Annotated in this window: 9 protein-coding genes; 7 read left to right on the top strand and 2 right to left on the bottom strand. The window is 59.0% G+C overall.

Going from position 1 to position 11808, the window contains the following annotated elements:
- Window positions 1-154 precede the first annotated feature (154 nt).
- Together xthA and ABVN21_RS05825 are read left to right on the top strand one after the other, a co-directional pair.
- A complete protein-coding gene (xthA, locus tag ABVN21_RS05830; RefSeq protein WP_339553060.1) occupies window positions 155-967 on the top strand; it encodes an exodeoxyribonuclease III in 813 nt (270 codons plus the stop codon).
- Window positions 968-1120: 153 nt separating this feature from the next.
- Entirely contained in the window at window positions 1121-2461 is a 1341-nt protein-coding gene (locus tag ABVN21_RS05825; RefSeq protein WP_339553059.1) for a phosphate ABC transporter substrate-binding/OmpA family protein, read from the top strand.
- Window positions 2462-2514: 53 nt separating this feature from the next.
- Here the strand turns inward: ABVN21_RS05825 and ABVN21_RS05820 are convergent, their stop codons facing one another.
- A complete protein-coding gene (locus ABVN21_RS05820; RefSeq protein WP_339553058.1) occupies window positions 2515-3744 on the bottom strand; it encodes an acyl-CoA dehydrogenase in 1230 nt (409 codons plus the stop codon).
- Between the two features lie 165 nt (window positions 3745-3909).
- Here ABVN21_RS05820 and ABVN21_RS05815 point away from each other — a divergent pair, with 165 nt between their 5' ends.
- The 3 genes from ABVN21_RS05815 to ABVN21_RS05805 all read left to right on the top strand — a co-directional run bounded on the left by ABVN21_RS05815 (window position 3910) and on the right by ABVN21_RS05805 (window position 6438).
- The gene (locus tag ABVN21_RS05815) at window positions 3910-4845 is read left to right on the top strand and encodes a LysR family transcriptional regulator (protein WP_339553057.1); all 936 of its coding nucleotides are present in this window, start codon (window positions 3910-3912) and stop codon (window positions 4843-4845) included.
- Window positions 4846-4994: 149 nt separating this feature from the next.
- Window positions 4995-5396 (top strand): MerR family DNA-binding transcriptional regulator, encoded by a 402-nt coding sequence (locus tag ABVN21_RS05810; protein ID WP_339553056.1) that lies wholly within the window; start codon window positions 4995-4997, stop codon window positions 5394-5396.
- A gap of 142 nt (window positions 5397-5538) precedes the next feature.
- The gene (locus ABVN21_RS05805; protein WP_339553055.1) at window positions 5539-6438 is read left to right on the top strand and encodes a hydroxymethylglutaryl-CoA lyase; all 900 of its coding nucleotides are present in this window, start codon (window positions 5539-5541) and stop codon (window positions 6436-6438) included.
- 662 nt (window positions 6439-7100) lie between these two features.
- Here the strand turns inward: ABVN21_RS05805 and ABVN21_RS05800 are convergent.
- The gene (locus tag ABVN21_RS05800; protein ID WP_339553054.1) at window positions 7101-8795 is read right to left on the bottom strand and encodes an AMP-binding protein; all 1695 of its coding nucleotides are present in this window, start codon (window positions 8793-8795) and stop codon (window positions 7101-7103) included.
- A 226-nt stretch (window positions 8796-9021) separates the two neighbouring features.
- On the opposite strand from ABVN21_RS05800, the gene ABVN21_RS05795 reads away from it, so the two are divergent.
- The gene (locus tag ABVN21_RS05795; protein WP_212627054.1) at window positions 9022-10185 is read left to right on the top strand and encodes an isovaleryl-CoA dehydrogenase; all 1164 of its coding nucleotides are present in this window, start codon (window positions 9022-9024) and stop codon (window positions 10183-10185) included.
- 12 nt (window positions 10186-10197) lie between these two features.
- Window positions 10198-11805, top strand: coding sequence for a carboxyl transferase domain-containing protein (locus ABVN21_RS05790; protein ID WP_339553053.1), 1608 nt, complete (start codon window positions 10198-10200; stop codon window positions 11803-11805).
- Window positions 11806-11808: the final 3 nt, after the last annotated feature.

The raw sequence follows: 11808 nt of genomic DNA, 5'->3' as shown, positions 1-11808 counted from the left end.
TAGACCAGACTCAAACCCTGTGGGAGCGAGCCTGCTCGCGAAGAGGCCGCAACTATCAATATAGATCTGACAGAACACAGTGATTCACCTCACCCCAGACTGGCCCGATTCCTACAGGTCAGCTAGCATCGCCCTTTTGCCAGGACTGCCGACCATGAAGATTGTCTCCTTCAACATCAACGGGCTGCGCGCCCGTCCCCATCAGCTGGCGGCGCTGATCGAAAAGCATCAGCCCGACGTGATCGGTTTGCAGGAAACCAAGGTCCATGACGACCAGTTCCCGCTCGATGAAGTCAGGGCCTTGGGCTACCACGTGTATTTCCACGGGCAAAAAGGTCACTACGGCGTCGCGCTGCTCTCGCGCCAGGAACCGCTGGCCTTGTACAAAGGTTTCGCCACCGATGAAGAAGACGCGCAACGACGCTTCATCTGGGGCACGTTCGCCGACGCCAATGGCGTGCCGGTGACGATCATGAACGGCTATTTCCCACAGGGCGAAAGCCGCGACCACCCGACCAAATTCCCGGCCAAGCAACGCTTCTACAGCGATCTGCAGCAATTGCTGGAAACCCAGTTCAAAAATGATCAACCCGTTGTTGTCATGGGTGATGTGAACATTTCCCCGGAAGACTGCGACATCGGCATCGGCCCGGACAACATGAAACGCTGGCTGAAAACCGGTAAATGCAGCTTCCTGCCGGAAGAGCGCGAGTGGATGGCCCGCTTGAAAAACTGGGGTCTGGTGGACAGCTTCCGTCACCTGAATCCGGAAGTGGCGGATGTTTTCAGCTGGTTCGACTACCGCAGTCGCGGTTTTGAAGACGCGCCTAAGCGTGGGCTGCGCATCGATGTGATCCTCGCCTCCCATGGTTTGCTGCCACGGGTGAAAGATGCCGGCGTTGACTACGAACTGCGTGGTATGGAAAAACCATCGGATCATGCGCCGATCTGGCTTGAGTTGAGCTGAAAAGCGAAAGATCACAGCCTGCGGTAGCTCCTACAGGGGGAACGCCGCTTTCCTGCATAAGCGGCCGCAGGATGCGATCTTTTGACTGTCATCTTTTGGAAACCTTTCTGACTTAATCTCCCGGCACCTCTTTTAGCCATTCAAGGTGCCGGCATGACGCTGCGCGTGTTGTTCCTGTTGATGCTGTGCAACTGGCTGCCACTGACGGCATCGGCCAGCGACTTGCCGATGCCCGAACGAGGCCCGGTGCTGCGCATCCAGGGCTCCAACACCATCGGCGCGGCATTAGGCCCGGCGCTGGTCGAAGGGATGTTGCGCGAACAGGGCCTGATCAAAGTGCACAGCGAAGCGCCGGACAAGGCCAACGAATTGCGGATCGTCGGCGAAACCGTTCAGGGCCGCCGGGTCGAGGTAGAACTGGCGGCACACGGGTCCAGCACCGGTTTTACCGCGCTGAAAACCGCCAGCGCCGATCTCGCCGCCTCATCGCGCCCGATCAAAGACAAAGAGCTGGTTGATCTCGAATCACTGGGCGACTTGAAAAGTGCCAGTGCCGAACAGGTCATCGCTATCGACGGACTGGCGATCATCCTTCATCCGGACAATCCGCTGAATCAACTCGACACCGTGCAACTGGCGCGCATTTTCAGCGGTGAAGTCAAAACCTGGGAAGAGCTCGGCGGCAGCGGCGGGACGATTCACCTTTATGCGCGAGATGACCAGTCCGGAACGTACGACACGTTCAAGGAATTGGTCCTCAGCGGTCGTGGGAAAAGTCTGAGCAGTGGCGCAAAACGCTTCGAATCCAGCGAGCAATTGTCCGACGCGGTCAGAAGCGACCCGCAAGGTATCGGCTTCATTGGCCTGCCCTACGTGCGATCAGCCAAAGCCGTGGCGATTGTCGATGGTCAATCGCAAGCCATGTTGCCCATCAACAGCCTGATCGCCACGGAAGACTATCCCCTGTCCCGGCGATTGTTCTTTTACTTGCCGCCTAACGGCACAAATCCCTGGGCCAAAGCGCTGGTGGCATTCGCCCAAAGCCGCCAGGGCCAGGCGATTGTGGCCGCCAACGGCTTTATCGCCCAGACCGTGCAGGCCATGGCCGTCACTCCGAATGCGTTGATGCCCGAGGGTTATCAGGGACTCAGCCGGCACGCCGAGCGTTTGTCGGTGAACTTTCGCTTCGAGGAAGGCAGCGCCAGCCTGGATAACAAGGCTCGTCAGGATCTGTCTCGGGTACTCGACTATATAAAGCAGCACGACAAAAGCGATCGGCAGGTAACACTTGTGGGGTTTGGCGATGCCAAAAGCGATCCCGCGCGCGCCGATCTGTTGTCGAAACTGCGGGCAATGGCGGTGCGGCGGGAATTAGTGAAAAGCGGCGTGGTGTTGCGCGAGGTTCGTGGCTTCGGCGCCGAGATGCCGGTGGCGGCCAATAGCGCAGATGAGGGGCGGATCAAAAATCGGCGGGTTGAGGTTTGGGTGTATTGAATTGAAACACTGACAAATGTGGCGAGGGAGCTTGCTCCCTCGCCACAGGGCTGTTATTGCCCGCTACGCATCATTTCTTTAGGCACGTACTTGCCGATCTCGAACTTGCCAATCGCCGCGCGGTGCACCTCGTCCGGGCCGTCGGCCAGGCGCAGGGTGCGCTGCATCGCATACATGTAGGCCAGCGGGAAATCGTTGGAAACCCCTGCCCCGCCGTGCATCTGGATCGCCCGATCGATCACCCGCAATGCCACGTTCGGCGCGACAACCTTGATCTGCGCGATTTCGCTCTTGGCCACTTTGTTGCCGACGGTGTCCATCATGTACGCCGCTTTCAATGTCAGCAGGCGCGCCATGTCGATTTCCATCCGCGAGTCGGCGATCTTGTCGATGTTACCGCCCAAACGCGCCAGGGGTTTGCCGAACGCCGTGCGGTTCACCGAACGTTTGCACATCAGTTCCAGCGCACGCTCGGCCATGCCGATCGAACGCATGCAGTGGTGAATCCGGCCTGGACCAAGGCGACCTTGCGCAATTTCAAAGCCGCGTCCTTCGCCCAGCAGGACGTTTTCGTACGGCACCCGGACGTTTTCAAACAACACTTCGGCATGACCGTGTGGCGCGTCGTCATAACCGAACACTGGCAGCGGACGCAGGATCTTCACGCCGGGGGTGTCGACCGGCACCAGGATCATCGAGTGTTGGGCATGACGTGGCGCTTCAGGGTTGCTCAGGCCCATGAAGATAAGAATCTTGCAGCGCGGATCGCAGGCGCCTGAAGTCCACCATTTCTTGCCATTGATCACCCACTCGTCACCATCGCGCACGGCACGGGCGGCCATGTTGGTGGCGTCGGAGGACGCGACGTCCGGCTCGGTCATGGCGAACGCCGAGCGGATCTCGCCACGTAGCAGCGGTTCGAGCCAGCGTTGTTTCTGTTCTTCATTGGCGTAGCGCACCAGCACTTCCATGTTGCCGGTGTCCGGCGCCGAGCAATTGAAAGGCTCGGGGCCGAGCAGCGAGCGGCCCATGATTTCTGCCAGGGGCGCGTACTCGAGGTTGGTCAGGCCGGCGCCGAGCTCGGACTCAGGCAGAAACAAATTCCAAAGGCCTTCGGCCTTGGCCTTGTGTTTGAGTTCTTCCATGATCGCGGTCGGCTGCCAGCGATCGCCCTCGGCGACCTGGCGTTCGAACACGGCTTCAGCGGGATAAACGTAGGTGTCCATGAACGCGGTCACGCGCTCACGCAGTTCTTGCACCTTGGGCGAATAAGCGAAATCCATGGGCAGCTCTACCTTTTTAACGGGGTTCAGAGGAGTTGTTCAGATCATGCAATCGATGCTAGAACAGCTATGAAAATTTACCTAGCCTATTCTCGGCGTGTATTAACATTCATCACCGATATATGATCGACTGATCGAGCCCACCTAAAACAAGAGTGCAGCGCAATGAATCTGAGCAAGGTCGACCTCAACCTTTTCATCGTCTTCGACGCGATCTACACCGAGGCCAACCTGACCCGCGCCGGGCAGATTGTTGGCATCACCCAACCGGCGGTATCGAATGCGCTGGCCCGCCTGCGCGAGACTTTCAACGACCCTTTGTTCGTGCGCACAGCCCAGGGAATGGTGCCAACGCCCATGGCCCAGAACATCATCGGCCCGGTGCGTAACGCGCTCTCTTTGCTGCGCGTATCCGTACAGGAAAGCCGCATTTTCAACCCGCTGCAGGCGGTCAAGACCTATCGCATCAGCATGACCGACCTCACCGAAGCGGTGATCCTGCCGCCGCTGTTCCAACGCCTGCGCCGCCTTGCACCGACCGTGATCATCGAGAGTTTCCTGTCCAAGCGTCGCGAAACCACCAAGGAACTGGCGGCTGGTCGCCTCGATTTCGCGGTGGATGCGCCGCTCAACACCGACCCGCAGGTGCGCCACGTCAAATTGATGGAAGACCGCTACGTCTGCGCCATGCGCAAGGGCCATCCGCTGGCCGGCAAAGAAAAGCTCAGCCTCGATGACTACCTGGGCATGACCCACATCCATATCTCCAGCCGCCGCAGCGGTCTGGGTCATGTCGACCTGGCCCTTGGCAAGATGGGCATCCAGCGCAAGATCGCCCTGCGCTCCCAGCACTACTTGATGGCCTCGCAAGTGCTGCAGCAGACCGACATGGTCATGACCGTGCCGGAGCGCTTCGCTCGCCGAAACGATCTGCATTCGTTCAGCCTGCCGGTCAACGACGTGCCGCCGGTGGAAACCCACCTCTACTGGCACGAAAGCACCGACCAGGACCCTGCCAACCGCTGGATGCGTGAGCAGATGATCGAGTTGTGCCAGCAGGTGACGGCACATGAGAAGAAATTGGACAAGCAGATGGCTTGAGGAGAATCAAAAAATCACAGCCGGCGGCAGGTCCTACACGGGATTTGTATTCACCCTGTAGAAGCGGCCGCAGGCTGCGATTTTTTCTCCCTTGACGTAAACGTCAACCTGCCATTAGCTTAGCGCCATGACCTTTTGCGAGCGCTTCCATGAGCAGCCAGACCTACAGCATTTCCGATCTCGCCCGCGAGCTCGACATTACTACCCGGGCCATTCGCTTCTATGAAGAACAAGGCCTCCTCAGCCCCGAGCGGCGTGGTCAGGAGCGCATCTACTCACCCCGCGACAAGGTCAGCCTGAAGCTGATCCTGCGGGGCAAGCGCATCGGCTTTTCCCTGGCCGAATGCCGCGAGCTGATCGAGCTCTACGATCCTTCCAGCGGTAACACCAAGCAACTGCACAGCATGCTGGCGAAAATCAGCGAACGCCGGGATCAACTGGAGCAACAGCTGCTGGACATCGAACAGATGAAGCTGGAGCTGGATACGGCGGAAGAGCGATGCGTGCAGGCGCTTGAACAGACGCTCAAGAGCCAGGAATCGGTTAAGTAGATCTGCTCATATCCCCTGTGGGGCGAGCCTGTTCACGATAGCGCCGGGTCAGTCGACCTCATTGTTTAATGTGCTGTCCCCATCGCGAGCAGCTCGCTCCCCACAATTGATCACCGCTCACCCATTACTTCAGGTGAATGCCATGTCCCTTCCCTCTCACGTACGCATTGTCGAAGTCGGCCCCCGCGACGGTCTGCAAAACGAAGCGCAACCCATCAGCATCGCCGACAAGGTGCAACTGGTCGATGCGCTCACCGCTGCGGGCCTCGGCTACATAGAAGTCGGCAGTTTCGTTTCGCCCAAATGGGTGCCACAGATGGCCGGCTCCGCCGATGTCTTCGCGCAGATCCAGCGCAGACCCGGCGTAACCTATGGCGCACTCGCCCCGAACCTGCGTGGTTTTGAAGATGCCCTCGCCTCCGGGGTCAAGGAAGTGGCGGTGTTCGCAGCAGCTTCCGAAGCGTTTTCCCAACGCAACATCAATTGCTCAATCAGCGAAAGCCTGGAACGCTTCGTTCCGATCATGGACGCCGCCAAACAGCATGGCGTGAGCGTGCGCGGTTATGTGTCCTGTGTGCTGGGATGCCCCTATGAAGGTAACGTCGCACCCGAGCAAGTCGCCCGGGTCGCCCGCGAGCTAAACGCGATGGGCTGCTACGAAGTCTCGCTGGGTGACACCATCGGAACTGGCACTGCCGGTGCGACACGCAAAATGTTCGACGTGGTCTCGGCCGTCGTGCCACGGGACAAACTGGCCGGACACTTCCACGACACCTACGGCCAGGCCATGGCCAACATCTATGCCAGCCTGCTGGAAGGCATCTCGGTGTTTGACAGCTCCATTGCTGGCCTCGGTGGCTGTCCTTATGCCAAGGGCGCCAGCGGTAACGTCGCCACCGAGGACGTGGTTTACCTGCTTAACGGCCTCGGGATCGAAACCGGAATCGACCTCGATGCGTTGATCCTGGCCGGTCAGCAGATCTGTTCCGTGTTGGGGCGCCCGACCGGTTCCCGCGTAGCCAAGGCCCGCAGCGCACACTGACGTGGGCGGATGACTGCGGGGTGTTACCGCAACGACCGGAATGTGGGGCGAAAGCGAGTAACACGGAAACATATTGTCTGGTTCTGCCTGAAAGAAAAATCCTACAAAATCTTAAACTATTGATTTTAAAGGAGTTTTAAAAGTTGGCACGGCTCCTGCTATCTCTATTGCATAACAAGAACAAAAAAAGCAGAAAGCCCTAATAAAAATAAGACGTAACGACTCTGACATAACAAAAACAACACGGCAGAGACGCAGCTAACAGATTTTTTTGGAGAAGGTGTGCTTTTCAGGGTGCTTTTCGGAGTTACCCGCAACCGGGCAGAGAACAATAAAACTACCTTCAGGTAGCTCCCGAACTGGTTGGATCGCTCAGCGAAAAAGTAGATCAGCGCTCAAAAAAATACGTTTGCTCTTGATCCCGGATGGGGATCGACAAAAACAGCGGTAAAGGGTCAACGGTCACCAAAAACAAAAACAGACCGCCCCTCAATAATAAAAAAAGAGCACGCGCAACGACAAAATTAAAGGGGAGCTTCGGCTCCCCTTTGTGCTGTCTGCGTTTTGGAATTCCTGCCCTGTAGGAGCTGGCTTGCTAGCGATGAACGATGACGCGGTCTGCCTGATGGACCGCGGCGCCTGCATCGCCAGCAAGCCGGCTCCTACGGTATCGCTTTGAGTTCCTCGACGCTGATCTCGCGCATGCGAAATTTCTGGATCTTCCCGGTCACTGTCATCGGAAACTCCTCGACAAATTTGAAGTAACGCGGTGTCTTGAAGTGCGCAATGCTCTCCTTGCACCAGGCTTGCAGTTCCTGCTCCGTGGCACTGTGGCCGGGATGGAACTTGATCCAGGCGACAATCTCTTCACCGTAACGCGAGCATGGAATGCCGATCACTTGCACATCGGCCACGGCCGGGTGGGTGAAGAAGAACTCCTCCAGCTCCCGCGGGTAAATGTTCTCGCCGCCACGGATGATCATGTCTTTGTTGCGCCCGGCGATGCACACGTAACCGTCGTCGTTCATGCTCGCCAGGTCGCCGGTGTGCATCCAGCCCGCCTGGTCGATGGCTTCTGCGGTGCCTTGCGGGTTGTTCCAGTAACCAAGCATCACGCTATAGCCGCGGGTACACAATTCGCCGATGGTGCCCCGCGGTACAAGGTTGCCCGCCTCGTCGATGATTTTGCTTTCCAGTTGCGGTTGAGTGCGGCCAACCGTGGTAACACGCAGTTCCAGGTCGTCTGACGGACCGGTCTGCAACGACACCGGGCTGGTTTCCGTCATGCCGTAGGCAATTTGCACTTCGCTCATATGCATTTCACTGATGACGCGTCGCATCACTTCGATAGGGCACGTCGCCCCCGCCATAATCCCCGTGCGCAGGCTCGACAGATCGAATTCAGCACGCTGGGGCTGATCGAGCATGGCGATGAACATGGTCGGCACGCCGTACAGCGCGGTGGCCTGTTCTTCGGCGACGGTGCTCAGGGTCAGCAACGGATCGAAAGCATCGTTGGGGTAAATCATGGTGCTGCCGTGGGTGATGCAGCCGAGGTTGCCCATGACCATGCCGAAGCAGTGATAGAGCGGCACCGGAATCACCAGGCGATCATTGGCGGTGAGGCCGAGGCTTTCGCCGACCATGTAACCGTTGTTGAGAATGTTGTAGTGACTGAGGGTCGCGCCCTTGGGGAAACCGGTGGTGCCCGAGGTGTACTGAATGTTCACCGCCTGATCGAAATGCAGGCTGCCCTCACGCTCGTGCAGTTGCTCGACCGACACGCTGCCCGCCAGATCGGCCAGTTGCGACCACGGCAGGAAACCGACGGGAGGCTGCGCATCGAGGCTGATGACGCCGCGCAACTCCGGCAGACGTTCGCTCTGTAGCTTGCCGATGGATTGATCCGCCAGTTCCGGCACCAGGCCTTGCAGCATCGCGTGATAATCAGAGGTCTTGAAGGCCCCGGCGCAAACCAGCCACTGGCAGCCGGATTGCTTCAACACATATTCAAGTTCGGAACTGCGATAGGCGGGATTGATGTTGACCAGGATCACGCCGATTTTCGCGCTGGCGATCTGGCTTATGCACCATTGGGCGCAGTTCGGCGCCCAAATGCCGAGCCTGTCACCGGCCTGCAATCCCAACGCCAGCAGTGCCCTGGCATGCACGTCCGCCGCCTCCGCCAGTTGCCGCCAGGTGTAGCGCAACTGTTGATGGCGCACGACCAGCGCCTCGCCATCCGGGTACTGCGCGGCGGTGATATCGAACGCCTGACCTATGGTCATCGCCAGCAAGGCTTTGTCCTGGGAACCACGGGTGTAACTGCGTTGCGGGCTTGCACTGGTTTGATCCATGACGACCCCTATTGTCTTTATTATCGGAGCGCGGCTTTTTGTGGCGAGGAGCAAACTCCCTCGCCACAGAGTGCGACGCTAGTCTGTAAGAACACCCCTACTCTCGCTCAAGTTGACGTTAACGTAAAGGGTGATTGACAGCCATTCACCACAGGCTTACGTTAACGTAAAGGTGAGAGCTGAATCACTGCTCTTCCCACCCTACAAAAAAGCCAAAAGGTGTCCCATGAGCTACCCATCCCTGAACTTTGCCCTCGGTGAAACCATCGACATGCTGCGCGATCAGGTTCAGTCCTTCGTCGCCAAAGAGATCGCCCCGCGCGCTGCTCAGATCGACATCGACAACCTGTTCCCCGCTGACCTGTGGCGCAAATTCGGCGACATGGGCCTGCTGGGCATTACCGTGCCGGAAGAGTACGGCGGTGCCGGCCTGGGTTACCTGGCGCACGTGGTAGCGATGGAAGAAATCAGCCGTGGATCGGCTTCCGTTGCCCTGTCCTACGGCGCGCACTCCAACCTCTGCGTCAACCAGATCAACCGCAATGGCAATCACGAACAAAAATCCAGATACCTGCCAAAATTGATCAGCGGTGAGCACATTGGCGCGCTGGCGATGAGCGAACCGAATGCCGGTTCCGACGTGGTCTCGATGAAACTGCGCGCCGATAAACGTGGCGACAAGTACGTGCTCAACGGCAGCAAGACCTGGATCACCAACGGTCCCGACGCCAACACCTACGTGATCTATGCCAAGACCGACCTGGAAAAAGGTCCGCACGGCATCACCGCGTTCATCGTCGAGCGTGACTGGAAAGGCTTCAGCCGCAGCAACAAGTTCGACAAGCTCGGTATGCGCGGTTCGAACACCTGCGAACTGTTTTTCGATGACGTCGAAGTCCCGGAAGAAAACATCCTCGGCGCGCTCAACGGCGGCGTGAAAGTGCTGATGAGCGGTCTCGATTACGAGCGCGTTGTGCTCTCCGGCGGCCCGACCGGCATCATGCAGGCCTGCATGGACCTGATCGTTCCTTATATCCACGACCGCAAGCAGTTCGGCCAGAGCATCGGCGAGTTCCAGTTGATCCAGGGCAAGGTCGCCGACATGTACACCCAACTTAACGCCAGCCGCGCCTATCTGTACGCGGTGGCCCAGGCTTGCGAGCGCGGCGAAACCACCCGCAAGGACGCTGCTGGCGTGATCCTCTACAGCGCTGAACGTGCCACACAAATGGCCCTCGACGCGATCCAGATTCTCGGCGGTAACGGCTACATCAATGAATTCCCGGCCGGTCGTCTGTTGCGTGACGCCAAGCTGTACGAAATCGGCGCCGGTACCAGTGAGATCCGTCGCATGCTGATCGGGCGTGAATTGTTCAACGAAACCCGCTAAACGGAGTTGTCCATGGCTATCCTGCATACCCAGCTCAACCCCCGTTCGGCGGAGTTCGCCGCCAACAGCGCGGCGATGCTTAAACAGGTCGACGCCCTGCACACCCTGCTCGCCCAAGTGGCGCAAGGTGGCGGCTCGAAGGCGCAAGAGCGCCACACCTCTCGTGGAAAACTGCTGCCGCGCGATCGCATCAATCGTCTGCTCGATCCGGGGTCGCCGTTTCTTGAGATCAGCCAACTGGCGGCCTACGAGGTGTACGGCGAAGACGTTCCCGCCGCTGGCGTAATTGCCGGGATTGGCCGTGTGGAAGGCGTCGAGTGCATGATCGTCGCCAACGATGCCACGGTAAAAGGTGGTTCGTATTACCCGCTGACCGTGAAAAAACACCTGCGCGCCCAGACCATCGCCCAGCAGAATCGCCTGCCGTGCATCTATCTGGTGGATTCCGGTGGCGCCAACCTGCCGCGTCAGGATGAGGTGTTCCCGGACCGCGAGCACTTCGGGCGGATCTTCTTCAACCAGGCCAACATGAGTGCCATGGGCATTCCGCAAATTGCCGTGGTCATGGGTTCCTGCACCGCTGGCGGCGCCTATGTGCCGGCCATGGCCGACGAAGCGATCATGGTCCGCGAGCAAGCGACCATCTTCCTCGCCGGCCCGCCACTGGTGAAAGCCGCGACCGGTGAAGTGGTCAGCGCCGAAGACCTTGGCGGGGCCGATGTGCACTGCAAGATTTCCGGGGTTGCCGACCATTACGCCGAGAGCGATGAACATGCCTTGGCCATTGCCCGCCGCAGCGTAGCGAACCTCAACTGGCGCAAGCTCGGCGAAGTGCAGCAACGTACGCCGATCGCCCCGCTTTATGGCAGCGACGAGTTGTACGGCGTGGTGTCGGCCGATGCCAAGCAGCCGTTCGACGTGCGCGAAGTGATTGCGCGACTGGTGGACGGTTCGGTGTTCGACGAATTCAAGGCGCTGTTCGGGACGACGCTGGTGTGCGGCTTTGCCCACTTGCAGGGTTACCCGATCGCGATCCTGGCCAACAACGGCATCCTCTTCGCCGAGGCTGCGCAAAAAGGCGCGCACTTTATTGAGTTGGCCTGTCAGCGCGGCATCCCGTTGCTGTTCCTGCAAAACATCACCGGTTTCATGGTCGGCCAGAAGTACGAGGCCGGCGGCATCGCCAAACACGGAGCGAAACTGGTGACCGCGGTGGCCTGCGCCAAGGTACCGAAATTCACGGTGATCATCGGCGGCAGTTTCGGTGCCGGTAACTACGGCATGTGCGGTCGCGCCTACGATCCACGCTTCCTGTGGATGTGGCCGAACGCGCGCATTGGCGTGATGGGGGCCGAACAGGCCGCTGGCGTACTGGTGCAGGTCAAGCGTGAACAAGCCGAACGCAGTGGCCAGGGTTTCAGCGCCGAGCAGGAAGCCGAGATCAAACAACCGATCCTCGACCAGTACGAAGAACAGGGTCACCCCTACTATTCCAGCGCTCGCTTGTGGGACGACGGCGTCATCGACCCGGCGCAGACCCGCGATGTCCTGGGCCTGGCCTTGTCGGCGTCGCTGAATGCGCCAATCGAACCGAGCCGCTTCGGCGTGTTCCGGATGTGATCG

It is taken from the genome of Pseudomonas sp. MYb327 (assembly GCF_040438925.1).
Lineage (GTDB): Bacteria > Pseudomonadota > Gammaproteobacteria > Pseudomonadales > Pseudomonadaceae > Aquipseudomonas.
This window is presented reverse-complemented; position numbering and strand designations above follow the sequence as displayed.